Annotated in this window: 24 protein-coding genes; 13 read left to right on the top strand and 11 right to left on the bottom strand. The window is 54.5% G+C overall.

What is annotated here, in order from left to right; translation table 11 throughout:
- Nucleotides 1-29: 29 nt before the first annotated feature.
- The 4 genes from fdhF to ycgZ all read right to left on the bottom strand — a co-directional run bounded on the left by fdhF (nucleotide 30) and on the right by ycgZ (nucleotide 3,245).
- The gene (gene fdhF / locus AB6731_RS06535; RefSeq protein WP_047744527.1) at nucleotides 30-2,180 is read right to left on the bottom strand and encodes a formate dehydrogenase subunit alpha; all 2,151 of its coding nucleotides are present in this window, start codon (nucleotides 2,178-2,180) and stop codon (nucleotides 30-32) included.
- A gap of 192 nt (nucleotides 2,181-2,372) precedes the next feature.
- Nucleotides 2,373-2,651 (bottom strand): biofilm development regulator YmgB/AriR family protein, encoded by a 279-nt coding sequence (locus AB6731_RS06530; RefSeq protein ID WP_014169732.1) that lies wholly within the window; start codon nucleotides 2,649-2,651, stop codon nucleotides 2,373-2,375.
- 29 nt (nucleotides 2,652-2,680) lie between these two features.
- Complete coding sequence (locus AB6731_RS06525; protein ID WP_020884369.1) at nucleotides 2,681-3,001, bottom strand: hypothetical protein; 321 nt, start codon at nucleotides 2,999-3,001, stop codon at nucleotides 2,681-2,683.
- A gap of 4 nt (nucleotides 3,002-3,005) precedes the next feature.
- Entirely contained in the window at nucleotides 3,006-3,245 is a 240-nt protein-coding gene (gene ycgZ / locus AB6731_RS06520) for a regulatory protein YcgZ (protein ID WP_371006063.1), read from the bottom strand.
- A 341-nt stretch (nucleotides 3,246-3,586) separates the two neighbouring features.
- Here ycgZ and AB6731_RS06515 point away from each other — a divergent pair, with 341 nt between their 5' ends.
- From AB6731_RS06515 to AB6731_RS06475, 9 genes are all read left to right on the top strand, one after another.
- Complete coding sequence (locus AB6731_RS06515) at nucleotides 3,587-4,807, top strand: diguanylate phosphodiesterase (protein ID WP_371006062.1); 1,221 nt, start codon at nucleotides 3,587-3,589, stop codon at nucleotides 4,805-4,807.
- A gap of 188 nt (nucleotides 4,808-4,995) precedes the next feature.
- Nucleotides 4,996-5,724 carry a MerR family transcriptional regulator gene (locus tag AB6731_RS06510; protein ID WP_020884367.1) on the top strand — a complete coding sequence of 243 codons (729 nt, stop codon included), beginning with the start codon at nucleotides 4,996-4,998 and terminating at the stop codon, nucleotides 5,722-5,724.
- A 314-nt stretch (nucleotides 5,725-6,038) separates the two neighbouring features.
- Nucleotides 6,039-6,407 (top strand): Fe-S cluster assembly scaffold SufA, encoded by a 369-nt coding sequence (sufA, locus tag AB6731_RS06505; protein WP_008500631.1) that lies wholly within the window; start codon nucleotides 6,039-6,041, stop codon nucleotides 6,405-6,407.
- An 8-nt stretch (nucleotides 6,408-6,415) separates the two neighbouring features.
- Entirely contained in the window at nucleotides 6,416-7,906 is a 1,491-nt protein-coding gene (gene sufB / locus AB6731_RS06500; protein ID WP_020884366.1) for a Fe-S cluster assembly protein SufB, read from the top strand.
- A gap of 9 nt (nucleotides 7,907-7,915) precedes the next feature.
- Nucleotides 7,916-8,662: a Fe-S cluster assembly ATPase SufC gene (gene sufC, locus AB6731_RS06495; protein ID WP_020884365.1), complete on the top strand. Its 747-nt coding sequence runs from the start codon at nucleotides 7,916-7,918 to the stop codon at nucleotides 8,660-8,662.
- Nucleotides 8,637-9,908, top strand: a complete 1,272-nt coding sequence (gene sufD, locus AB6731_RS06490; RefSeq protein ID WP_049022366.1) for a Fe-S cluster assembly protein SufD — start codon at nucleotides 8,637-8,639, stop codon at nucleotides 9,906-9,908. The genes sufC and sufD overlap by 26 nt, the downstream gene beginning before the upstream one ends.
- Nucleotides 9,905-11,125, top strand: a complete 1,221-nt coding sequence (sufS, locus tag AB6731_RS06485) for a cysteine desulfurase SufS (protein ID WP_371006060.1) — start codon at nucleotides 9,905-9,907, stop codon at nucleotides 11,123-11,125. Before sufD ends, sufS begins: the two co-directional genes overlap by 4 nt.
- A gap of 14 nt (nucleotides 11,126-11,139) precedes the next feature.
- Entirely contained in the window at nucleotides 11,140-11,556 is a 417-nt protein-coding gene (gene sufE / locus AB6731_RS06480) for a cysteine desulfuration protein SufE (protein ID WP_047744533.1), read from the top strand.
- Nucleotides 11,557-11,653: 97 nt separating this feature from the next.
- Nucleotides 11,654-12,667 carry a L,D-transpeptidase family protein gene (locus tag AB6731_RS06475; RefSeq protein WP_014169743.1) on the top strand — a complete coding sequence of 338 codons (1,014 nt, stop codon included), beginning with the start codon at nucleotides 11,654-11,656 and terminating at the stop codon, nucleotides 12,665-12,667.
- 60 nt (nucleotides 12,668-12,727) lie between these two features.
- Here the strand turns inward: AB6731_RS06475 and lpp are convergent, their stop codons facing one another.
- The 4 genes from lpp to AB6731_RS06455 all read right to left on the bottom strand — a co-directional run bounded on the left by lpp (nucleotide 12,728) and on the right by AB6731_RS06455 (nucleotide 17,592).
- A complete protein-coding gene (gene lpp / locus AB6731_RS06470) occupies nucleotides 12,728-12,964 on the bottom strand; it encodes a murein lipoprotein Lpp (RefSeq protein ID WP_001082307.1) in 237 nt (78 codons plus the stop codon).
- A gap of 310 nt (nucleotides 12,965-13,274) precedes the next feature.
- On the bottom strand, nucleotides 13,275-14,687 hold the full coding sequence (pykF, locus tag AB6731_RS06465; RefSeq protein WP_014169744.1) for a pyruvate kinase PykF: 1,413 nt from the start codon (nucleotides 14,685-14,687) through the stop codon (nucleotides 13,275-13,277).
- 377 nt (nucleotides 14,688-15,064) lie between these two features.
- On the bottom strand, nucleotides 15,065-16,210 hold the full coding sequence (locus tag AB6731_RS06460; protein ID WP_049022368.1) for a PLP-dependent aspartate aminotransferase family protein: 1,146 nt from the start codon (nucleotides 16,208-16,210) through the stop codon (nucleotides 15,065-15,067).
- An 11-nt stretch (nucleotides 16,211-16,221) separates the two neighbouring features.
- Complete coding sequence (locus tag AB6731_RS06455; RefSeq protein WP_063435084.1) at nucleotides 16,222-17,592, bottom strand: pyridoxal-phosphate dependent enzyme; 1,371 nt, start codon at nucleotides 17,590-17,592, stop codon at nucleotides 16,222-16,224.
- A 399-nt stretch (nucleotides 17,593-17,991) separates the two neighbouring features.
- On the opposite strand from AB6731_RS06455, the gene AB6731_RS06450 reads away from it, so the two are divergent.
- The 4 genes from AB6731_RS06450 (at nucleotide 17,992) to fumD (ending at nucleotide 20,834) form a co-directional block, all read left to right on the top strand.
- Nucleotides 17,992-19,014: a methionine ABC transporter ATP-binding protein gene (locus AB6731_RS06450; protein WP_020884357.1), complete on the top strand. Its 1,023-nt coding sequence runs from the start codon at nucleotides 17,992-17,994 to the stop codon at nucleotides 19,012-19,014.
- Nucleotides 19,007-19,675, top strand: coding sequence for a methionine ABC transporter permease (locus tag AB6731_RS06445; RefSeq protein ID WP_025204366.1), 669 nt, complete (start codon nucleotides 19,007-19,009; stop codon nucleotides 19,673-19,675). Before AB6731_RS06450 ends, AB6731_RS06445 begins: the two co-directional genes overlap by 8 nt.
- 28 nt (nucleotides 19,676-19,703) lie before the next feature.
- Nucleotides 19,704-20,516, top strand: a complete 813-nt coding sequence (locus tag AB6731_RS06440; protein WP_014169750.1) for a MetQ/NlpA family ABC transporter substrate-binding protein — start codon at nucleotides 19,704-19,706, stop codon at nucleotides 20,514-20,516.
- Between the two features lie 108 nt (nucleotides 20,517-20,624).
- Entirely contained in the window at nucleotides 20,625-20,834 is a 210-nt protein-coding gene (gene fumD / locus AB6731_RS06435) for a fumarate hydratase FumD (RefSeq protein ID WP_014831602.1), read from the top strand.
- Here fumD and AB6731_RS06430 read toward each other — a convergent pair.
- The 3 genes from AB6731_RS06430 to AB6731_RS06420 are packed head-to-tail and all read right to left on the bottom strand — an operon-like array spanning nucleotide 20,815 to nucleotide 23,046.
- Nucleotides 20,815-21,501: an amino acid ABC transporter permease gene (locus AB6731_RS06430; RefSeq protein WP_040017293.1), complete on the bottom strand. Its 687-nt coding sequence runs from the start codon at nucleotides 21,499-21,501 to the stop codon at nucleotides 20,815-20,817. The two genes, fumD and AB6731_RS06430, sit on opposite strands and share 20 nt — an antisense overlap.
- On the bottom strand, nucleotides 21,485-22,231 hold the full coding sequence (locus AB6731_RS06425; RefSeq protein ID WP_108648409.1) for an amino acid ABC transporter permease: 747 nt from the start codon (nucleotides 22,229-22,231) through the stop codon (nucleotides 21,485-21,487). Before AB6731_RS06425 ends, AB6731_RS06430 begins: the two co-directional genes overlap by 17 nt.
- The gene (locus tag AB6731_RS06420; RefSeq protein WP_014169754.1) at nucleotides 22,231-23,046 is read right to left on the bottom strand and encodes an amino acid ABC transporter ATP-binding protein; all 816 of its coding nucleotides are present in this window, start codon (nucleotides 23,044-23,046) and stop codon (nucleotides 22,231-22,233) included. The genes AB6731_RS06425 and AB6731_RS06420 overlap by 1 nt, the downstream gene beginning before the upstream one ends.
- Nucleotide 23,047: the final 1 nt, after the last annotated feature.

The following is a 23,047-nucleotide window of genomic DNA, read 5'->3' as shown; positions in this document are numbered from 1 at the left end:
GAGGCTCGCCGTGGCGAGCCTCTTTTTCCTCAGACGTTCACCGCCGTGATTAACCGCGTCTTCATGGTCTGATAAGACGACGCTGCAAAGTCTTCCGCCCAGCGTTGGTCTTCAATCGCCTCAAGCTTAACCGCACAATACTTGGTTTCTGGGGTTTTGGAGACCGGGTCAAGATTATCCTGCGTCAGTTCGTTACAGGCGCCAATCCACCACTGGTAGGTCATATAAACCGCACCGGCGTTGATGCGCTCGCTGATGCTGGCACGGGTAATGACTTTGCCCCGACGGGAATGCACCCATACCAGCTGCCCGTCTTTAATGCCCAGGCTGTCCGCATCGAGGGGATTCATTTGTACACGGCCTGGTTCGTCGGCAAGGCTTTGCAGCGCGGCGCAATTGCCGGTCATTGACCGGCAGGAGTAGTGGCCGACCTCACGCACGGTGCAGAGCACCAGCGGATACGTTTCGTCCGGGATCTCGGCTGGCGCGCGCCAGGCTGCCGCAAAAAGCTGGCCTTTGCCGCTCGGCGTATCGAACTGGTTATCTTTATAGAGATACGGCGTCCCCGGGTGATCGAGCGTTGGACACGGCCATTGCACATGGCCCATTTCACCCATTTTTTCGTATGTCACGCCATAGAACAGCGGACAGAGCTCGCGCATCTCGTCCCAGATCTGCTGGTTGGATGCGTAATGCATCGGGTAGCCCATTTCGGTAGCAAGCAGGCTGATGATCTCCCAGTCCCGTTTCACGTTGCCGCTGGCCTCAATGGCTTTACCGAAACGCTGGAAACCGCGGTCGGCACAGGTAAAGACGCCACCGTGTTCTCCCCACGATGTGGCAGGTAACAGAACATCCGCCACTTCCGCCGTTTTCGTCATAAAGATGTCCTGAACCACCACAAAATCGAGTGCTTCAAAACCGCGGCGCACCAGCCCCAGATCGGCTTCAGTCTGCAGCGGATCCTCGCCCATGATGTAATAGGCTTTTACCTTACCTTCCAGCGCAAGGTGAGGGACTTCGGTGATACGCGTTCCAACCTCTTTGTCCATAATCCCGACATCGATTCCCCAGGCAGTGGCGAATTTCTGCCGGACCGCCGGGTCCGTAACGTCCTGATACCCCGGGAACATATTGGGCAGAACGCCCATATCACATGCGCCCTGAACGTTGTTTTGACCACGTACTGGCCCAACGCCGACGGCAGGTCGACCAAGATTTCCGGTCAGCAGCGCCAGGCTGGAGAGACCTTTGACCACGTCTACAGCCTGACCAAATTGCGTTACGCCCATGCCCCACATGACGGTGGCGGAAGGCGCAGCCGCGAACGTCCGCATCGCCTGACGCACATCCCGGGCTGGAATGCCGGTGAGATGTTCGACGTTTTCGGGCGCGTAGTCTTTAACCGTTTCCCGATAAGCGTCAAGCCCTTCGGTGAAGCGCGCGACGTAGTTTTTGTCGTACAGCTCCTCTTCCAGAAGGACATAGCCAAACGCATTGACCAGTGCCATGTTGCTGCCGTTTTTCAGCTGCAGGTGCTGGTCGGCGATGCGTGCGGTTTCAATGCGACGGGGATCGCAGACGATGATTTTCGCGCCATTTTCGCGGGCTTTTAAGACCCGACGGGCGACGATGGGGTGCGAATCGGCGCAGTTATAGCCAAACACCAGCAGGCATTTTGAGTTTTCAATATCGTTAATGGAATTGCTCATTGCACCGTTGCCGAGGGTTTCCTGTAACCCGGCAACAGAAGGGCCGTGACAGACGCGCGCGCAGCAGTCCACGTTGTTGGTATTCAGCACTGCACGGGCAAATTTTTGCATCACATAGTTCGTTTCATTCCCTGTTCCCCGGGAGGAACCGGTGGTCATGATGGACCGTGGGCCATACTGCTCTTTTATGCTCCTGAGTTTATGGGCGGTATAGCGGATAGCCTCTTCCCAGGTGACGGGGGTAAAAGCCTCTCCCTTGTGGTAGCGGATCATGGGCTGAGTCAGACGGGGGGTAAGCAGACGCGTATCGTTCAGGAAGTCCCAGCCATAAAAGCCTTTCAGGCACAGGGTGCCCTGGTTTGTTACGCCTTCGGCCGCTTCGGCACGGAGGATACGGTTATTTTCGACGACAAGGTTTAATTTGCAGCCTGCACCACAGTAGGGGCAGACGCTGGCGATTTTTTTCATCAATAACAGACCTGTTAAGAAATGAAGCAAAGTTGACTGGGTAGCCCAGTCCCGTAAACGGGAGTAAGCAGGAACCATGCCACATTTACTTTGTATGTTTTACAGGGTGTTATACGAGGAGGGAACGTGTCATCGTCAGCCCGATCGTCAGTTTTGACGATGACACGTTAGCCTTCACAGAGGGGAGGGTTTTTAGAGATCGTCCATGGTGTGACCCACAACGATTTCCAGGGTCTTACGAATGACATCTGCCTGCACAACGTCGTTTGTGGATTCCAGCGTCTGGATCAGCCACAAAATGATCGCTTTGTTGGACAGGTGTCCTTCAGAAGCCAGAACACAGCGTACTGCAGTAGAAAAAACAGCGGACTCTTCAGCAAAACGATCGCCTGCGTGACGGAAATATTCCGACAGCGCGCTTTCTAAAAAAGCGGAATGGTATTCGGGTTGAAGCTGAATATTTTGTCTCATTTGTTCTCACCGTAGCTGTAAAATTGCAGTCAATGTATTTTTCTGGGATCGGACGGTTTTCCATTTCCAAATAACGGCACTACATTGTCTCTTTTAACGTTGAGAGATCCCTCTCTATCCGTTCGTCCTTGCGCGGTTCTGCGACGTTTCAGGGCGATGTTGTTTGAACCGATATCGGCAATCACCATCGCAAGTGTCTCCCGCCGCTGGGGATCCTTTTCATGCGCTTTCATATCCCGCAGACGCTGAACCAGAGCTTCGGTTGTGACGGGGCCTCGCTCTTTCAAAAGAGAAAGAACGGCTTCACCGATAAGCTGGTCAATCAGTCGGTCTGCATCACTGCTGTTCATAACATTACCGTTCGAAAAGCAGACCAAGCAGCATGTGGTAATGCTGTTCCTCTTCAGGCCCATCGGCCTTTTCGAGGCGGCTTAAGAGTTTGGTACAGAGCGATTTGCGATTCAGATTTCGCCCGTCGCTAAGAATCTCAACCACGACCTGACCGAGCGCCTCCTGTTGGGTAGGAAGCGCGGCCTTCTCGAAGTAGTGCGCGATCGCTGCTGCTGAATCTGCGACATAATCCTTCTGCTGCATGTTTCGCTCCTGTAAAAAAATGTAATCACTAACGTTACATTTAAGGTATACACAATTTCCAAATCTGTACATAGAAAATGTACAATTTTTTAAAATAATTGTGATATATTTTATAAATTCTATGTTTATCAGGTGGTTGGGTCATGAAAATGAAGCATTTCCGTTACAGAATATATTGTACAATACGCACGGTGATGGATAAGTTGTACAACGCAGGAAACGGATGCGTTAGGTGCCGTAAATGGTTGAGATGTAAATTATTTGTCACGTAATTAATATGCTATAACAGATGTTTACCGACGTGTTTTTGTGGCCAACCCCTAACCCCCTTCAGGATAAGCATGCTTACAACCATCATATACCGCAGTCATATCTGCGAGGACGTTCCAGTGAAAGCGCTGGAAAACATGGTAGCTGCTGCAAATAGTAAAAACCGGCAATCCAATGTCACGGGGATCTTGCTGTTTAACGGCACGCATTTTTTTCAGTTGCTCGAAGGCCCAGCGGAAAACGTTTCATCCATTTACGAGCAGATTTGCCAGGACACGCGCCACCATAACGTGGTGGAGCTGATGCGCGATCACGGCCCCTCCCGACGCTTCGGCAAGGTTGGCATGGAGCTTTTTGACTTGCGTCAGTTCGACAGGGAAGAGGTGCTTCAGCAGGTTCTTGACAAAGGCACCAGCAGGTATCAACTGACATATAGCGATCGCGCCCTGCAGTTTTTCCGCACCTTCGTGGAGGCCACGGAGAAAGCCAACTATTTTGAACTGCCCCCTGCAGATGCCTGGGATTTTATCCCGGAAGAGACGCCTTTATCGGCGCAACCGGAGGTGGTGGCTAAAGGCGCGGATTGCAGCTTTGCGTTCCAGCCTATCGTGGATCCGTTTATGCAGCAGGTCGTCTCCTGGGAGGCCTTGATCCGCACGCCCACCGGTGAATCGCCCGGAACCTATTTTGCCCAAATTCCTCGTGAAGAGGTGTACGCCTCTGATTTGAAAAGCAAGCAGGTTGCGCTCTCCATGGCGAGCGCTCTGGGATTACAGGATCAGACATTATCCATTAACCTGCTGCCCATGACGCTGGTCAACGTGCCTGGCGCCGTGGATTTCCTGCTGACGGCCATTGACGCAAATGGCTTTGTGCCGGAGCAGATTGTGGTGGAATTCACCGAGAGCGAAGCGATTTCCCGTTTTGAAGAGTTTACCCATTCGGTCAGGCAGTTAAAAAGTGCCGGTATCAGCGTAACCATCGATCACTTTGGTGCCAGTTTTGCCGGTCTACAGTTACTGGCGCAATTCCAGCCTGACAGAATTAAGATTAACCGCGATCTGGTCGCGAATGTGCACAAAAGCGGCCCGCGGCAGGCCATCATTCAGGCGATTATCACCTGCTGTTCCTCGCTGGAGATCCAGTTCTGTGCCGTCGGCGTTGAGAAGCCTGAAGAGTGGATGTGGCTGGAGTCTGCAGGCATTTCCCAGTTCCAGGGGCACCTGTTTGCCAGCCCGCGTCACGGGGGAATTCCGGCGATCGCGTGGCCAGAGAAGAAGTTTGAATTTTGAGAAAGCTGTACATAAACCTGCAAGCTTGACTGTACGCGCGGCAAAATTTGTACAACAATACATTAACGGGTGAAGGAACTTGTATACCCTTCACCCGCTCAAAAAGAGGCCTTAGTTATACAAATGGTTTGTACAATCTGATAAGGTTGGTCTGGTTGGGTATGGAAGTTCTAAGCGTGAGGGAGTTAATGGCCTATTACAGTATCGGCGAAGTGGCCGAACGATGCGGTATCAACCCCGTTACGCTGCGTGCCTGGCAGCGCCGTTATGGATTGTTGAAGCCGCAGCGAAGCGAAGGGGGCCATCGTCAGTTTGACGATGAAGATATCCTGCGTATTGAAGAGATCAAACGCCTGATGAAAAGCGGCGTTTCGGTCGGCAAAGTCAAAGGCTTGCTGGAAAACAAAGAAGTGATGACTCAGGGTAACTGGGCATCAATCCAGGAAGAGATGATGACGGTTTTGCGTTATGCCAGCCCGGCAAAGCTGCGCGCCAAAATAGGCGAGTTCCGCCGCGATCACGCGATGGATGCGCTTATCGATAATATTATTTCTCCCGTTCGTCAGCGAATGAATCAGGATCAAAATACGGTGCGTCATATGGCGAGCCTGCTTGACGGTGTGCTGATAGAGTTTGCTGTCGCAAGCCTGGCGGAGTCACGTAAGAAAGCCGGTAAAGATGCTCTGCTTATTGGCTGGGAGTGCGATGACCGGACACACCTGTGGCTTGAGGCTGCGCGTCTGGCACAGAAGGGATGGCATATTGACGTGCTGGCCGACCCGATTGATTCCCCTCGTCCGGAGCTTTTTCCTGGGCAAAGAATTTTCGTCTGGACCGGTAAAGCGCCGACGCCGCGTCAGCAGGAACTGCTTGACCACTGGCGTGAACAGGGTTTTGTTGTCTCCTTTCATCATTAATTTCCGCAGGCCTTGAAGGCCTTTTTTTTTTGCCCGTCGTTTCTCTGGATAAAATCTATCTTAAAAATAGGCATTTCCGATGCATATTTTACTTTTCCCCTTTACTCCGCTTTTCTGATTCGATAACCCATTATTTTTCAAAGTAATGAACAATTAAATCCATCCCGCCCGCATCCGCTGACAGGGTCTATGCTTAATAAAAGTATGCAAAAAGGGCGATTTAGCCCAATGCCCCTGCTGACAGAGGGTTGAAGTGATAATCGTTATCACTAACATGGTGTTATGCCCTGGGGCTTATTAGATGAGGTGGACCTATGGAACTGCATTCAGAAACCTTCAATCCTGCCGACTTTGCCTGGCGTGGCTTAACGCTCACGCCAGCGGCGGCGGCACATATTCACGAACTGGTGGCGAAAAAGCCAGAGATCCTCGGCGTGCGCCTGGGGGTGAAACAGACCGGCTGCGCAGGATTCGGTTACGTGCTCGATACCGTCACAGAACCCGAGAAGGATGATCTGGTATTCGAAACTGACGGCGCAAAATTGTATGTCGCCCTGCAGGCCATGCCGTTTATTGACGGCACGGAAGTGGACTACGTACGTGAAGGTTTAAACCAGTTATTCAAATTTCATAACCCGAAAGCCCAGAACGAATGTGGGTGCGGCGAAAGCTTTGGGGTATAGGCGGTACTATGTCTCGTAATACTGAAGCAACGAGTGATGTTAACACCTGGAGTGGCGGCCACCTCAATTATAAAGAGGGGTTCTTTACCCAGCTGCAGACCGATGAACTGGCGAAAGGCATCAATGAAGATGTCGTCCGGGCGATCTCGGCCAAACGCAATGAACCTGAGTGGATGCTGGAGTTTCGTCTGAGCGCCTTCCGGGCCTGGCTGGAAATGGAAGAACCTCACTGGCTGAAAGCGCATTATGACAAGCTGAACTATCAGGATTACAGCTACTACTCTGCGCCATCCTGCGGGAGTTGCGACGACACCTGCGCCTCACAGCCTGGCGCGGTGCAGCAAACCGGTGCGGACAACAGCTTCCTGAGCAAAGAAGTGGAAGAGGCATTTAACCAGCTGGGTGTGCCCGTTCGCGAAGGGAAAGAGGTGGCGGTGGACGCCATTTTTGACTCCGTCTCAGTGGCGACAACCTACCGTGAAAAACTGGCAGAGCAGGGGATTATTTTCTGCTCCTTCGGCGAAGCGATTCACGAGCACCCTGAGCTGGTGAAAAAGTACATCGGCACTGTGGTGCCAAGTAACGATAACTTTTTTGCCGCGCTTAATGCGGCGGTAGCGTCTGATGGCACCTTTATCTACGTGCCAAAAGGCGTTCGCTGCCCGATGGAGTTGTCGACGTATTTCCGCATCAACGCGGAAAAAACCGGTCAGTTCGAACGCACCATTCTGGTGGCCGATGAAGGCAGCTACGTCAGTTACATTGAAGGCTGCTCCGCACCGGTCCGTGACAGCTACCAGCTTCACGCCGCGGTGGTTGAAGTCATCATCCATAAAGATGCCGAGGTAAAATACTCCACGGTGCAGAACTGGTTCCCGGGCGATGGCAACACCGGCGGTATTCTGAACTTCGTGACCAAGCGTGCGCTGTGCGAAGGCGAAAACAGCAAAATGTCCTGGACCCAGTCGGAAACCGGCTCTGCGATCACCTGGAAATACCCGAGCTGTATTCTGCGTGGGGATAACTCGATCGGTGAGTTCTACTCCGTGGCGCTGACCAGCGGCCATCAGCAGGCAGATACGGGTACCAAGATGATCCACATCGGTAAAAACACCCGGTCGACCATTATTTCCAAAGGCATCTCCGCCGGGCACAGTCAGAACAGCTATCGTGGGCTGGTCAAAATCATGCCGACGGCCACCAATGCCCGAAACTTTACCCAGTGTGACTCAATGTTAATTGGCGCAGACTGCGGGGCACACACCTTCCCGTACGTTGAATGCCGTAACAATACCGCCCAGCTTGAGCACGAGGCGACGACGTCACGTATTGGGGAAGATCAGCTCTTCTACTGCCTGCAGCGCGGGATCAGTGAGGAAGATGCCATCTCAATGATTGTGAACGGCTTCTGTAAGGATGTGTTCTCTGAACTGCCGCTGGAATTTGCCGTTGAAGCCCAGAAACTCCTCGCCATTAGTCTTGAACACAGCGTCGGTTAAGGAAAGCACATGTTAAGTATTAAAGATTTACAGGTTAGCGTGGAAGACAAAGAGATCCTGCGTGGTCTCAATTTTGACGTCAAACCGGGTGAAGTCCACGCCATTATGGGGCCCAATGGCTCCGGGAAAAGTACGCTCTCCGCGACGCTGGCAGGGCGCGAAGATTACGAAGTGACCCACGGGTCGGTCGAGTTTAACGGCAAAGATTTGCTGGAGATGTCGGTGGAAGAGCGGGCCGGTGAAGGTATCTTTATGGCCTTTCAGTATCCGGTGGAGATCCCGGGGGTGAGTAACCAGTTCTTTCTGCAAACGGCGCTGAACGCGGTACGTAAATATCGCGGACTGGAAGCGCTGGACCGCTTTGATTTCCAGGACCTGATGGAAGAGAAGATTAAGTTGCTGAAAATGCCGGAAGACCTGCTGACCCGCTCGGTCAACGTCGGTTTCTCAGGCGGTGAGAAAAAGCGTAACGACATTCTGCAGATGGCGGTCCTTGAGCCTGAACTGTGTATTCTGGATGAGACCGACTCCGGTCTGGATATCGATGCCCTGAAGATTGTCGCCGACGGGGTGAACTCCCTGCGCGACGGCAAACGCGCGTTCATCATCGTCACTCACTACCAGCGTATTCTGGATTACATCAAGCCGGATTACGTCCATGTGCTTTACCAGGGGCGTATTGTGAAATCCGGTGATTTCACGCTGGTTAAACAACTGGAGGAGCAGGGTTATGGCTGGCTTACCGAACAGCAGTAATGCGCTCCAGCAGTGGCACCGTCTGTTTGAAGCGCAGGGCAATACGCGCTCGGAACAGGCGCAACAGCACCTGCAGCAGATGCTGCGTCTCGGTTTGCCGTCACGCAAGCAGGAGAACTGGAAGTACACGCCGCTTGATGGCCTGCTGAACGGCGAGTTTGTCACCCGCCTGGCAGACATCAGCCCGGCGCAGCGCGATGCCCTGGCATTGACCGTGGATGCCGTGCGTCTGGTCTTCGTCGATGGTCAGTTCCGCCCTGAGCTGAGTGACAGCACCCAGGACTGTGGGTTTGAGATTGCCATTAACGATGACCGTCAGAACCTGAGCGCCCCGGTACAGCCTGAGGTCTTCCTGCATCTCACCGAGAGCCTGGCGCGGAGCGTGACGCATATTCGCGTTAAGCGTAACCAGCGTCCGGTAAAACCACTGCTGCTGATGCACATCACTCAGGGAGCAGACGGCGACGAGATCAACACTGCTCACTACCGCCACCATCTTGAGCTGGCGGAAGGGGCGGAGGCCACGGTGATTGAGCATTACGTCAGCCTCAACGAGGCCCGGCACTTTACCGGGGCGCGTTTGACAATGCATGTTGCCGCCAATGCCCAGCTTCACCATATCAAACTGGCGTTTGAAAACCCGCAGAGCCACCACTTTGCGCATAACGACATGCTGCTTGGACAAGATGCCGCGGCATACAGCCACAGCTTTTTGCTGGGCGGCGCGGTACTGCGCCATAACACCAGCACGCAGCTTAACGGCGAGAATACAACGCTTCGCATCAACAGCCTGGCGATGCCGGTTAAAACGCAAGTGTGCGATACACGCACCTGGCTTGAGCACAACAAAGGCTACTGTAACAGTCGCCAGCTGCACAAAACCATTGTCAGCGACAAAGGGCGGGCGGTGTTTAACGGCCTGATTAACGTGGCGCAGCACGCGATTAAAACCGACGGGCAGATGACCAACAACAACCTGCTGTTAGGACGCCTGGCGGAAGTGGACACCAAACCACAGCTTGAAATCTATGCTGATGACGTGAAGTGCAGCCATGGCGCGACGGTCGGGCGAATTGATGACGAACAGATGTTCTATTTACGCTCCCGTGGTATCGACCAGCAGGCGGCGCAGCAAATGATTATCTATGCGTTTGCCGCTGAACTGACGGAAGCGCTGCACGATGGCCTGTTAAAACAGCAGGTGTTGGCCCGTATCGGGCAGCGTCTGCCTGGAGGCGAAGCATGAGTTTTCCCGTAGAGAAAGTACGGGCAGATTTTCCGGTTCTGACCCGTGAAGTGAACGGTCTGCCCCTGGCGTATCTGGACAGTGCGGCCAGCGCGCAGAAACCGAATCAGGTGATCGAAGCGGAAGCGGAATTCTACCGCCACGGTTATGCTGCCGTGCACCGGGGGATCCACACCCTGAGTGCGGAGGCGACCCAGCGTATGGAAAATGTGCGTACCCAAATCGCCGCTTTCCTCAATGCACGCTCGCCAGAGGAACTGGTGTTTGTGCGCGGTACCACCGAGGGGATCAACCTCGTCGCCAACAGCTGGGGCAACGCGCAGGTCCACGCGGGGGATAACATCATCATCACCCAGATGGAGCACCATGCCAATATCGTGCCGTGGCAGATGCTCTGTGAGCGTGTCGGTGCGCAACTGAGGGTGATCCCATTGAATGTTGATGGCACCCTGCAGCTTGAGCAACTCGACGCGTTGCTGGATGCGCGTACGCGGCTGGTGGCCGTGACCCAGGTTTCTAACGTGCTGGGAACCGAGAACCCGGTGGCAGCGATTATTGAGAAAGCCCACCAGGCCGGCGCGAAGGTGCTGATTGATGGTGCGCAGGCGGTCATGCACCACGCGGTCGACGTCCAGGCGCTGGACTGCGATTTCTACGTCTTCTCCGGGCACAAGCTCTATGGGCCGACCGGGATTGGCGTGCTGTACGTGAAAGAAGATATTCTGCAGGCGATGCCACCGTGGGAAGGGGGCGGCTCGATGATCGCGACCGTCAGTCTGTCGGAAGGGACCATCTATGCACGCGCGCCGTGGCGCTTTGAAGCTGGCACGCCGAATACCGGCGGGATTATCGGGCTGGGGGCGGCCATCGCCTATGTCACGTCTGTTGGCCTTGACGCGATTCAGGAGTACGAACAACTGCTGATGCACTACGCGCTGCAGGAGCTTGCCAGCGTACCGGCGCTGACCCTGTACGGCCCGGCGGACCGCCAGGGGGTAATTGCGTTCAATCTCGGTAAACACCATGCATACGATGTGGGCAGTTTCCTCGATAATTACGGCGTGGCCGTGCGTACCGGACACCACTGTGCTATGCCGTTGATGGCGTTTTACCAGGTGCCGGCGATGTGCCGCGCATCGCTGGTGATGTACAACACAACGGAAGAGGTCGACAGGCTGGTGGCGGGGCTTAAACGCATTCACCAGTTGCTGGGCTAACGGAGAGGCGAAAGATGGCAGATTTGCCGGATAAAGAAAAATTACTGCGTAACTTCGGGCGTTGCGCAAACTGGGAAGAGAAGTACCTCTATATCATTGAACTGGGCCAGCGTTTACCGCCGCTCAGCGAAGAGGCACACAACCCGGAAAATATTATACAGGGCTGTCAGAGCCAGGTCTGGATTGTGATGGAGCAGACGCGCGACGGCGTGATCGAATTACAGGGCGACAGTGATGCCGCTATTGTGAAAGGGCTTATTGCGTTGGTATTTATTCTCTATCACCAGATGTCAGCGCAGGATATTGTCGCTTTTGATGTCCGCCCGTGGTTTGAAAAAATGGCCCTGACCCAACACCTCACTCCGTCCCGTTCCCAGGGGCTGGAAGCGATGATTCGCGCCATCCGCGCCAAAGCTGCAATCCTTAGCTAGACTTACAGAACAGCATTCATTCTGTTTCGCGAGGTGGTTCCCGCCTCGCTGGTTTTTCAGCTTTCTGGCATCCGGCCAGTGAATAAGGAATCTCAGCATGAAGCGCGCGTCTCTAATAACTCTATTACTCCTGGGTTCGCTCGGTGCTCTTAATTCGGCCCGCGCGATGGATTACCCGTTGCCGCCCGCAGGCAGCCGTCTGATTGGGCAAAATCAAACCTACACGATACAGGAAGGGGATAATAAACTTCAGACCATCGCTCGCCGGTTTAATACTGCAGCGCAGCTTATCCTTGAAGCCAATAATACTATTGCGCCGGTAAACCCTGCGCCGGGGACGGTGATCACGATCCCTTCGCAGATGCTGTTGCCCGACACGCCCCGTGAGGGGATTGTCGTGAACCTGGCGGAGCTGCGGCTTTACTACTTCCCGCCGGGCGAAAACATCGTTCAGGTTTTCCCGCTCGGCATTGGGCAACTGGGACTTGAAACGCCGGTCACCACCACCCGGGTCAGCCAGAAGATCCCTAATCCTACCTGGACCCCAACACCGGGCATCAGAGCGCGCTCTCTGGAGCAGGGTATTAAATTACCGCCCGTGGTCCCGGCCGGGCCAAATAACCCGCTAGGACGCTTTGCATTGCGTTTAGGCGTGGGGCACGGGGAATACCTGATACACGGCACCAGTGCGCCGGACAGCGTCGGCCTGCGGGTCAGCTCCGGCTGTATGCGCATGAACGCGCCAGATATCAAAGCGCTGTTTGAGCAGGTGCGGGTCGGCACGCGGGTGCAAATCATTAATGAGCCGGTGAAGTTCTCCGTTGAGCCTGACGGTAAACGCTATATTGAAGTGCATCGTCCGCTGGCGCAGGTTGAGGGTGAAAACCCCCAGATGACACCCATTTCGCATTCCGCAGACTTTGCGACGTTTGTCTCGCAGTCAGGAAGTGATAAAGCGCTTATCGATAAAGCCTTGTCACGCCGCGCGGGGATCCCGGTAGCCGTGTCGGCCGATAACGGCGCGTCAGCGCGTCAGAACGTGTTGTCAGTACAGAACAGTCGGACATCCGCTGTGGTCGCGGAAAATGACGGTGAGAAGGTGACGCAGTAGGGGTTTGACGCAGACAAAAAAAATGGCGCACAATGTGCGCCATTTTATTAACAGGTACTATTACTTACGGTATTTAGTAGCCTGGTTGTCCAGACGCTGGTTAGCGCGAGCTGCGTCGTCTTTAGCAGCCTGAACGTCGGAACGCATTGCGTTCACGTCGTTGCTCAGCTGGTCAACTTTAGCGTTCAGAGTCTGAACGTCAGAAGACAGCTGATCGATTTTAGCGTTGCTGGAGCAACCAGCCAGCAGAGTAGAACCCAGGATTACCGCGCCCAGTACCAGTTTAGTACGATTCATTATTAATACCCTCTAGATTGAGTTAATCTCCATGTAGCGTTACAAGTATTACACAAAGTTTTTTAGGTTGAGAATATTTTTTTGATGGGAATACGCCTATTTTTGATCGTTCGCTCAAAGAAGCATCGAATCGGCCCTTTTTTGGCAAAAAGCTCTGTAAAAAAAGGCATTTTTCATCGGATTCATCTTAGATAATTCGCAATTAAATAGAGAAACCCGATTTGCTTTTTGAATGACTTTGGCTAATGCATGAAATAAAAAAAGCGTCCCGGAGGACGCTTTTTATGAAAATTAATTCGTTCGGGAATTATTACAGCACGTGAACAGATGCTGTGTTGGTGGTTCCGCTTGGTACCAGCGCACCAGAAACCATGACCACAACGTCGCCTTTCTGTGCCAGGCCGCTTTCCAGCGCCAGCGCTTTACCCTGAATGTAGAAATCGTCAGTAGACGCGATTTCTTTCACCAGATGCGCAACCACGCCTTTGCTCAGCACCAGCTGACGGGCAGTGGTTTCGTTAGTGGTCAGCGCCAGGATCGTCGCGTCCGGGAAGTATTTACGGACTGCGCGAGCAGATTTACCGCCCTGGGTGGCAACCACAATCAGAGGCGCTTCCAGTTTCTCAGCGGTTTCTACCGCACCGCGGCAGACTGCTTCGGTAATACGCAGTTTGCGGCTGTCGTTGTTGAAGTCCAGACGGCTGGTCATCACGCGGTCAGTACGTTCGCAAATGGTCGCCATAATGCCAACGGCTTCCAGCGGGTATTTACCTTTCGCGGATTCGCCGGACAGCATTACTGCATCGGTACCGTCAAGGATGGCGTTAGCCACGTCGCCAGCTTCTGCGCGGGTTGGGCGTGGGTTTTTGATCATGGAATCCAGCATCTGCGTTGCGGTGATAACCACTTTACGCGCGCGAACACACTTCTCGATCATCATCTTCTGCGCGAAGATAACTTCTTCAACCGGGATTTCAACACCCAGGTCACCACGTGCAACCATGATGCCGTCTGATGCTTCGAGGATTTCGTCGAAGTTGTTCAGGCCTTCCTGGTTTTCGATTTTGGAGATGATCTGGATCTTCTCGCCGCCGTGCGCTTTCAGGTGCTCACGGATTTCAACCACGTCGGAACGTTTACGGATGAAGGATGCCGCAACGAAGTCGACGCCTTGCTCGCAACCGAAGATCAGGTCTTGTTTGTCTTTTTCAGCCAGGGCTGGCAGCGCGATGGAAACGCCTGGCAGGTTAACGCCTTTGTTTTCACCCAGGTCGCCGTTGTTCAGCACTTTACAGATAACCTTGTTACCTTCGATGGCGGTCACTTCCATGCCGATCAGGCCATCGTCTACCAGCACGGTGTTGCCAACGGACAGGTCGCTGGTGAAACCTTCATAGGTGACCGCAACGATTTCGTTGTTACCGACAACAGTCTTGTCAGTGGTGAAGGTGAAGGTCTGGCCGGCTTTCAGAGAGACGTCGTTACCGCCTTCCAGTTTGATGGTGCGGATTTCTGGACCTTTGGTATCCAGCAGGATGGCTGCTTTTTTACCGGTCTTGCTCATCACGTTGCGCAAGTTCTGGATACGCTGACCGTGTTCAGCATAGTCACCGTGGGAGAAGTTCAGACGCATAACGTTCATGCCGGCGTCCAGCATTTTGCTCAGCATCTCTTCAGATTCGGTTTTCGGGCCGATAGTACAAACAATTTTCGTCTTTTTCATGACAGTCTTAGTCTTTAAGTTGGGAAGGATATGGAAATCTCGCTCCGGGGGCGCACCGCCGCGGAGTCAAACCTGTGTTGCAAAAGAGTATATGACACGCACTAAGGATAGGAGACATCAAATGAGCGTGCAGAAGAAAGTGTGCCTGAGTGACAGCCCAACGAAGGAGAGGAGTAGTTGTACGTTGTTTTTTGTATTCCAAGCGCTGAAACCATTCACCAGGGATTAGGCGCGCATTATACGCTGATTTTAAGATAAAAGGAAAATGAAAACAGCGTTTCAAAAATAATCTGTGCAGATCCACATGAGATTGTTATCAAGGCGTTAAGGTTAGATGACATCTTATCGCGGCAGGTGCGTGACCTGCCGCGTTTTGCTTAGTTTTTCAGCGCCTGGCTGAGGTCGGCAATCAGGTCTTTGGCATCTTCAATGCCCACGGACAGGCGAATCAGCTGCGGTACGATGCCGTTGGCCAGCCGCTGCTCAAGCGGAATCGAAGCGTGAGTCATGCTGTAAGGCTGGCTGACCAGACTTTCCACGCCACCCAGGCTTTCGGCAAGGGTGAATAATTTCAGTGCGCGGATCACCTCTGTGGCCCGTTGCGCATCGCCTTTCACCACCAGAGAAATCATGCCGCCCGGCAGCGCCATCTGCGTGCGGGCAAGCGAATATTGCGGGTGTGATTCCAGCCCCGGATAAAATACCTTTTCGACCTGCGGCTGTTGCTCCAGCCATTGCGCAATGGCCAGCGCGTTGGTGCTGTGCTTTTCTACCCGCAGCGACAGCGTACGAATACCACGCAGCGTCAGGAAGCTGCTAAACGGATCCAGTACACCGCCGACCGCGTTCTGCAGGTAGGCAAGCTTGTCCGCCAGCGCGGCGTTATTTCCCACAACCGCCAGTCCGGCGACCACGTCCGAGTGACCATTCAGGTATTTGGTGGCAGAGTGCACGACGATGTCGAAACCCGTTTCCAGCGGGCGATGGATGATGGGCGACGCGAAGGTATTATCGGCCACGCTGATGACGTGATGACGACGGGCGATGTCGGCGATAGCCGCCAGATCCGCCAGTTTAAGCAACGGATTGGTTGGCGTTTCAACCCATACCATCCGCGTATCCGGCCGAATGGCGGCTTCAAGACCGGCCAAATCGTCCGGCTTGACCCAGCTCACCTGCAGGCCGGTGCTACGTTTGCGCACGTTTTCAATCAGGCGCCAGGTCCCGCCGTAGACATCGTCAATGGCGACGATATGGCTGTCTTTATCCAGCAGTTCAAGCACGGTAGAGATGGCGGCGAGGCCGGAAGCGAAGGCATAGCCGCGGGTCCCGCCTTCCAGTTCGGCGATGGCGGTTTCCAGCGCATGGCGGGTCGGGTTGCCGCTGCGCGAATATTCATAGCCGGTGTGCTCGCCGGGTGACGGTTGCGCAAACGTGGAGGTGGCGTAAATCGGGGGCATGACCGCGCCATGCCGATCGTTAAACTCACCGCTGTGTACGCTCAGGGTTGCCAGATTTTTCATCATGTATTCCTTTATTGCTGAAGACGGTTGCGCCAGGCGGTAAGAACATCGCTGCGCGTAATCAGGCCCAGGAAGCGGTCATTGTCATTAATGACCGCCACCAGACCGCGATCGAAAATGGCGTTCAGGGCGCTTTCCGGGGCGTTTTTATCGAGGAACTCCACCTGACGGGTCATTGCCGCGGTCACGGGAAGCGAGAAGCGGTCGCCATCGCCACCGATATGGCGCAGAAGATCCCACTCGTCGATGATGCCCACGACCTGACCGTTCTCCAGGACCGGCAGCTGGGAGATGTCATACAAACGCATCCGCGCCAGTACGGTGGAGAGGGTGTCATCCGGCGCGGCGGTGACGGTTGCGCCTTCATCGTGGCGCAGGGCAATATAGTCGGAGAGATCTCCAGCCTGCGGCCGGGAGATCAAACCCTGCTGGCGCATCCAGTCATCGTTGAACATCTTTGAGAGATATTTGTTGCCACTGTCGCAGGCGAAGGTCACAACCCGTTTCGGGGTGGTCTGGGCCTGGCAATATTTCAGCGCAGCCGCCAGCAGGGTGCCGCTGGAGGAGCCTGCCAGGATGCCTTCCGTTTTCAGCAGCTCGCGGGCGGTGGTGAAAGCTTCGCGATCGGTGATGCGCCAGGCACGATTCACCCCTTCGATGTGTGCCAGCGGAGGAATAAAGTCTTCACCAATCCCCTCAACCAGCCACGAACCCGCATCCTGATAGCGTCCCGTTTCTACCTGATCGGCCAGGACCGAACCGGCCGGGTCGGCCAGTACAAATTCAGTCTGCGGTGAGTGCTCAGCGAACCACGCCTGTAGCCCACCCAGCGTCCCGCCAGACCCCACGCCGACGACGATGGCGTCAATCTTACCGTCAAGCTGTTCATACAATTCAGGCGCGGTGGTGGTGCGGTGCGCCAGCGGGTTGGCTTCGTTATTAAACTGATCGATGTAATACGCCCCCGGCAGTTCATTCGCCAGACGTTGCGCGTAATCCTGATAGTAGGCAGGGTGGCCCTTATTGACATCGGAGCGGGTCAGTACCACCTGAGCCCCCAGTGCCCGCAGGTGGAAAATCTTCTCGCGGCTCATTTTGTCTGGCACCACCAGGATCAGCGAATAGCCTTTCTGCGCGGCGATCAAGGCCAGGCCAAGACCGGTATTTCCCGCCGTCGCCTCAATGATGGTACCGCCTGGCTGCAGCTGACCGTTGCGCTCCGCTTCGTTAATCATCGACAGTGCAACGCGGTCTTTAATCGAACCGCCCGGGTTCTGGTTTTCCAGCTTCAGAAACAACGAGCAGAGAGCGGTATCAAGCTTATGCAGCTGGATAAGCGGGGTGTGGCCAATCAGTTCGGTGACGGAGTGGTAAATCGTCATGGTGTTTTCCTTTCAGGAGGTCATGACAGGATGATAGGGCGGGGAAATTAACCCCTTAAAGAATCCTTCACTCCGTTTTAGAACAGAAAAGAATATAAATGCCGTTTTTGGATGGAGGGATAGCAAGACGTAAAGTGCTCTGGATGTGAGGATGGCTATATCAGTCAAAAATGCTGAAAAATTAACCGTTTTCATCAGGTGATGAACCACTGATATGCACATGCCAGATAATCATTTCTGAAATTGGTCTAAATGCCTGCCGGTACGAAAATCGCTATTTATTCCTGCAAGTTATAACAAATTCCTTTTTGTTCATTTAAAAGGTGATAACGCCTGTTTACTATCATTTGGACATCCATACTGCTAAACCGCCATGCGCGGGACGGATTACACATAAGAATGATTGTACTCAGCAATATTTCGAAGGTTTTTGACAACGGGAAGGTTGCACTCACTGCCGTTGATAACGTCAATTTGACGATAGAGCAGGGGCAGATATACGGCATTATCGGTTACAGCGGCGCGGGTAAAAGTACTCTTATTCGTTTGCTGAATGGACTGGAAAAACCCACTCGCGGCAGTGTGACCATCAACGGACAGGACATTTCTGCCGCAAAGGGCGAAGCACTGCGCCAGGCGCGTCTGAAGATCAGCATGGTCTTCCAGCACTTCAATCTGCTTTGGTCGCGCACGGTGAGTGAGAATATCGCGTTCTCAATGCAAATCGCCGGTGTGCCAAAAGCCAACATTAAGGCCCGCGTGGCCGAACTGGTCGATCTCGTTGGGCTGAAGGGACGCGAGAACGCCTATCCCTCGCAGCTGAGTGGCGGGCAAAAACAGCGTGTGGGGATTGCACGTGCATTGGCCAATAACCCCGACGTATTGCTTTGCGATGAAGCCACGTCAGCCCTCGATCCGCAGACCACCGATCAAATCCTCGATCTGCTGCTGGACATTAACCGCCGCTTCAGGCTGACCATTGTGCTGATCACGCACGAGATGCACGTGGTGCGCAAAATTTGCGACCGCGTGGCGGTGATGGAGAACGGCAAAGTGGTGGAGGAGGGGGAGGTGCTGAGCGTCTTTACCCGTCCGCAGCAGCCTATCACTCAGCAGTTTGTCCGCCAGGTGAGCCAGTATGCCGAGGAAGAGACGTTTAATACGGAGCTGGCAGCGGACCTTGAAGGTAGCGTCATCAGGTTGACCTTTACGGGCCACAGCACCCATAAGCCGATCGTGGGCGAGCTGACTCTGCGCTACGGCCTGCCGTTTAACATTCTGCACGGAAAAATGACCCAAACGGCCCACGGCGTATTTGGGCAACTCTGGGTACACGTCGTGGCATCGGATGAACAACTGAGCAATATCCTCGCCGACCTGAAGCACAGCGATATTGAAGGCGAGGTAATTAAACATGGCTGAGACGCTTTTTCCTCATCTGAAGTGGGAGCAACTCTGGGCGGCGACGCTGGAAACGCTGTACATGACTGCGCTTTCCGGCGTGGCAACCTTTGTTCTTGGGATCGTCCTTGGCCTGGCGCTGTTTTTAACCGCGCGCGGCGGGTTGTTCCACAACCGCGCGGTCTACAGCGTGATTTCAATTGTGGTGAACGTGTTTCGTTCTATCCCGTTCATCATTCTGATTGTGCTGTTGATCCCGTTCACGAAAACCCTTGTCGGCACCATTCTTGGCGCAAACGCGGCGCTGCCGGCTCTGATTGTCGGTGCGGCACCGTTCTACGCACGCCTGGTCGAAATTGCCCTGCGTGAAGTGGACAAGGGGGTTATTGAGGCCACGCGCTCAATGGGCGCACGACTGAGCACCCTGGTGTTTCGGGTTTTACTGCCGGAGTCATCCCCTGCACTGGTATCAGGTATTACGGTAACGCTGATTGCGCTGGTGAGTTACAGCGCCATGGCGGGGGTGATTGGCGCAGGCGGTTTGGGAAATCTGGCTTATCTGGAAGGATTCCAGCGCAACCATGGCGACGTCACGCTGGTGGCGACGGTGACCATTCTGATCATCGTTTTCATTATCCAGTTCTGCGGCGACGTCCTGACCTCACTGTTAGATAAACGATAATCTCTAATAACACACAGGAACCATCATCATGAAAAAAACACTGACACTGATCGCCGCAGCAACCCTGAGCGCCCTGAGCTTTGCCACCTGGGCTGATACCCTGACCGTGGGGGCATCCAACACGCCGCACGCCGAAATTCTGGAGCAGGCGAAGCCTATCCTGGCGAAGCAGGGTATCGATCTGGAGATCAAACCTTTCCAGGACTACATTCTGCCCAACACCGCGCTGGCGGGTCATGATATTGACGCTAACTATTTCCAGCATATTCCTTACCTGAACAGCGTGCTGAAAGATCACGCCGGTGATAAGGATTATGATTTTGTCAGCGCGGGCGCGATCCACATCGAGCCAATCGGGATCTACTCCAAAAAATACAAATCCCTGAAAGATCTGCCGCAGGGCGGCAAAATCATCATGCGTGATGCTGTATCTGAAGAGGGCCGTATTCTCTCTATCTTCGAAAAAGAGGGGGTGATCAAACTGAAGCCGGGCATCGACAAAGTGACCGCGCGTATCAGCGATATCGTGGAAAACCCGAAAAAACTGCAGTTCACGCCTAACGTGGAAGCCTCTCTGCTGCCACAGATGTACAACAACGACGAAGGTGACGCGGTCGTGATTAACGCCAACTACGCGATTGATGCGGGCCTTGATCCTGTACATGACCCGATTGCGGTAGAGAGTGGTGAAAATAACCCGTATGCCAACATCATTACCGTGCATCGTGGTGACGAGAAGAAGAAAGATATCGTCGCGCTGGTGAACGTTCTGCACTCCAAAGCGATTCAGGACTGGATCCGCACCAAATACAAAGGCGCAGTGATCCCGGTAAACAACTAATTTATTGATTTTACGAATGAAGCCCGGCGGGACTCTCGCCGGGCTTCTTTTTTGTATCCGGGCGATGAATCATTTAAGCTGAGAGTTTAGGGCAATGGAGTGATGACGATGGGTAATGTGACCAAAGACGAAGCGCTGTATCAGGAGATGTGTCGGGTGGTCGGGAAGGTCGTTCTGGAGATGCGTGATTTGGGGCAGGAGCCGAAGCATATTGTCATTGCGGGGGTGCTGCGTACGGCGCTGGCGAACCAGCGCGTAAAACGTAGCGAGTTAACCACCCAGGCGATGGAAACCGTGGTCAAAGCGCTGGCCGGTTGAAGCGCCAGCGTTTCGCAAGCTGCTCAAGGGAGCAGCAGAGCAGGTAATAGACCACACCCGTAAAGATAAAAATGGCCGCCGGGTAAATTTGCACCCGGTTGTTCACCTGGCCGGCCACCGTGGTGAGCTCAGGGACATTCACAATAAACGCCAGCGACGTATCCTTCAGCAGGCTGATAAAAATCCCCACCAGTGACGGCAGAATATTGCGCAGCGCCTGCGGCAGCAGCACGCGCGACAGCGTTTGCCGGGTACTGAAACCCTGAGACAGGGCGGCCTCGTACTGCCCTGACGGTAAGGCGCTGAGTCCGGCCAGTACTGAATGCATAACCGAAGCCGTGGTAAACCAGGCCAGGGCCAGCGTGACGGTGAGCGCCCCCGGGAGATCGCCGCCGGTGATGAGCGGCAGCAGATACCACATCCAGAAAATCACAAAGATTAACGGGATCCCGCGAATTAACTCCGCCCATACAAAGAGCGCCTTGCGCACAAGCCCCGTAAAACGCCAGGCCAGGCACGCGAGAGCAATTCCACCGGGCAGGGCGAGAGCCGCCGCGCCCAGCGCCATCAGCAACGAGAGCAAGACCCCGCCAGGCTCACCGACTGCTGCACGTCCCCAGAGCAGGTAATCCAGGTTATCGGTAATGACATTAAGTCCGGCAAGCATGGTTTCCCCTCCCTGAGATTGGGCCGAGGCGCACCAGCACCGCCCCCATCAGCATACCGGTAAGCAGGTACAGGACGGTGCCGACGGTAAACGCCTCCAGCGCATGGGCGTTGTAGCTTTCAATCTGTCTCACCTGATAGGTCAGTTCGGCAAAGCCAATGCCGCTGGCGAGCGATGAGAGTTTCATCAGATTGAGATACTGCCCGACAACGGGTTGCCAGGCGTTGGCCAGCCCTTGCGGCAGAAGGATGTAACGAAACAAGCGCCACGCGGAAAATCCCTGTGCGAGCGCCGCTTCCCGTTGCCCGGCAGGGACTGAACGTAGTCCCGATGCCACTTCCTCAATCAAGAAAGCCGAGGTGAATACGCCTAACCCCCATGCAGAGCATAAAAACTCAGGGGTAAACCACCAGACGTCACCGGGTAAAACGGACCAGCGGTGATCCGCATTCACGGCATCCCGGAACGCCTGCGGTAACCCGTTCCAGGCGGCGAAATACCAGAACAGCAGTTGCACCAGCAGCGGCGTATTGCGAAACAGCGACACCCAGCTACTGACGACCGCGTTCCCGACACGTCCACCCGTCAGGCGCAGAAGCAGAAAAAGCAGCGTGAGCAGGGTTGCCAGCAGCATCCCCGCGAGCGTCACCCACAAGGTGGTGAGAAATCCGGATACGATCCACTGCAGGGGCTGTCCGGTCAGCACGCCCTGCCAGTCAAGTGCGGGCATTAGAGATGCTCCTGATGCAGCGGGTTCAGGACTTTTTGCAGGAATCGCTGAGCGCGTGGGTGCGACGGTTGCCTGAAAAATTGCTCCGGTGGCGCGGTTTCAAGAACGTGCCCGGCGTCGATAAACACAATCCGGTCGGCAATTTCCCGGGCAAATTGCATCTCATGCGTCACCACAATCATGGTGATCCCGCTGTGCGCAAGCGCCTTCATCACGAACAGCACTTCGCCAATCATCTCCGGGTCAAGCGCGGAGGTCGGCTCATCGAACAAAATGATTTGCGGTGAAGAGGCCAGCGCGCGGGCAATCGCCACGCGCTGTTGCTGACCGCCGGAAAGTTCGGCAGGAAAATGGTGTGCTTTTTCCAGCATCCCCACTTTTTCCAGCAGTGCCAGCGCCCGCGCCTGAGCTGGCTGGGCCTTCCAGCCGTGAACATGCTCCAGCGCCAGAGTGATGTTTTGACTGGCGGTGAGGTGGGCGTAAAGATTGAACTGCTGAAACACAAACCCGACGCGGCTGCGCAACTGACGCAGCGCGGTACCGGAGAGCCGTCCGGTGGGTTTGTTATCGATCAGGATCTCGCCACCGCTCAGGGTTTCAAGCTGATTGATAAGCCGGATCAGGGTAGATTTACCGGAACCCGAAGGCCCGAGAATGGCCACCACTTCACCTGGCGTGATGGTGAGGTTAATGCCCTTTAAGACCTGATGGTTACCGTAATGTTTCTGCACATCGCGAAACTCGACGCTGGCGTGTTCCAGATGTGAAAAATCCGCGGCACCGGCCGCGGAGTGTGAAAAAAGCGCTGAGAGCATA

Origin of the sequence: Enterobacter sp. RCC_40 (assembly GCF_041360735.1) — a bacterium.
Taxonomy (GTDB): domain Bacteria; phylum Pseudomonadota; class Gammaproteobacteria; order Enterobacterales; family Enterobacteriaceae; genus Enterobacter; species Enterobacter ludwigii.
Note: the sequence above shows the minus strand (reverse complement) of the source record. Positions and strands in the feature narration are given on the sequence as shown.

Bases quoted from the DNA above. Each gene is read 5' to 3' on its own strand.
- fdhF (WP_047744527.1), bottom strand. From the start codon at position 2,180: ATGAAAAAAATCGCCAGCGTCTGCCCCTACTGTGGTGCAGGCTGCAAA.
- AB6731_RS06530 (WP_014169732.1), bottom strand. From the start codon at position 2,651: ATGAGACAAAATATTCAGCTTCAACCCGAATACCATTCCGCTTTTTTA.
- AB6731_RS06525 (WP_020884369.1), bottom strand. From the start codon at position 3,001: ATGAACAGCAGTGATGCAGACCGACTGATTGACCAGCTTATCGGTGAA.
- ycgZ (WP_371006063.1), bottom strand. From the start codon at position 3,245: ATGCAGCAGAAGGATTATGTCGCAGATTCAGCAGCAGCGATCGCGCAC.
- AB6731_RS06515 (WP_371006062.1), top strand. From the start codon at position 3,587: ATGCTTACAACCATCATATACCGCAGTCATATCTGCGAGGACGTTCCA.
- AB6731_RS06510 (WP_020884367.1), top strand. From the start codon at position 4,996: ATGGCCTATTACAGTATCGGCGAAGTGGCCGAACGATGCGGTATCAAC.
- sufA (WP_008500631.1), top strand. From the start codon at position 6,039: ATGGAACTGCATTCAGAAACCTTCAATCCTGCCGACTTTGCCTGGCGT.
- sufB (WP_020884366.1), top strand. From the start codon at position 6,416: ATGTCTCGTAATACTGAAGCAACGAGTGATGTTAACACCTGGAGTGGC.
- sufC (WP_020884365.1), top strand. From the start codon at position 7,916: ATGTTAAGTATTAAAGATTTACAGGTTAGCGTGGAAGACAAAGAGATC.
- sufD (WP_049022366.1), top strand. From the start codon at position 8,637: ATGGCTGGCTTACCGAACAGCAGTAATGCGCTCCAGCAGTGGCACCGT.
- sufS (WP_371006060.1), top strand. From the start codon at position 9,905: ATGAGTTTTCCCGTAGAGAAAGTACGGGCAGATTTTCCGGTTCTGACC.
- sufE (WP_047744533.1), top strand. From the start codon at position 11,140: ATGGCAGATTTGCCGGATAAAGAAAAATTACTGCGTAACTTCGGGCGT.
- AB6731_RS06475 (WP_014169743.1), top strand. From the start codon at position 11,654: ATGAAGCGCGCGTCTCTAATAACTCTATTACTCCTGGGTTCGCTCGGT.
- lpp (WP_001082307.1), bottom strand. From the start codon at position 12,964: ATGAATCGTACTAAACTGGTACTGGGCGCGGTAATCCTGGGTTCTACT.
- pykF (WP_014169744.1), bottom strand. From the start codon at position 14,687: ATGAAAAAGACGAAAATTGTTTGTACTATCGGCCCGAAAACCGAATCT.
- AB6731_RS06460 (WP_049022368.1), bottom strand. From the start codon at position 16,210: ATGAAAAATCTGGCAACCCTGAGCGTACACAGCGGTGAGTTTAACGAT.
- AB6731_RS06455 (WP_063435084.1), bottom strand. From the start codon at position 17,592: ATGACGATTTACCACTCCGTCACCGAACTGATTGGCCACACCCCGCTT.
- AB6731_RS06450 (WP_020884357.1), top strand. From the start codon at position 17,992: ATGATTGTACTCAGCAATATTTCGAAGGTTTTTGACAACGGGAAGGTT.
- AB6731_RS06445 (WP_025204366.1), top strand. From the start codon at position 19,007: ATGGCTGAGACGCTTTTTCCTCATCTGAAGTGGGAGCAACTCTGGGCG.
- AB6731_RS06440 (WP_014169750.1), top strand. From the start codon at position 19,704: ATGAAAAAAACACTGACACTGATCGCCGCAGCAACCCTGAGCGCCCTG.
- fumD (WP_014831602.1), top strand. From the start codon at position 20,625: ATGGGTAATGTGACCAAAGACGAAGCGCTGTATCAGGAGATGTGTCGG.
- AB6731_RS06430 (WP_040017293.1), bottom strand. From the start codon at position 21,501: ATGCTTGCCGGACTTAATGTCATTACCGATAACCTGGATTACCTGCTC.
- AB6731_RS06425 (WP_108648409.1), bottom strand. From the start codon at position 22,231: ATGCCCGCACTTGACTGGCAGGGCGTGCTGACCGGACAGCCCCTGCAG.
- AB6731_RS06420 (WP_014169754.1), bottom strand. From the start codon at position 23,046: ATGCTCTCAGCGCTTTTTTCACACTCCGCGGCCGGTGCCGCGGATTTT.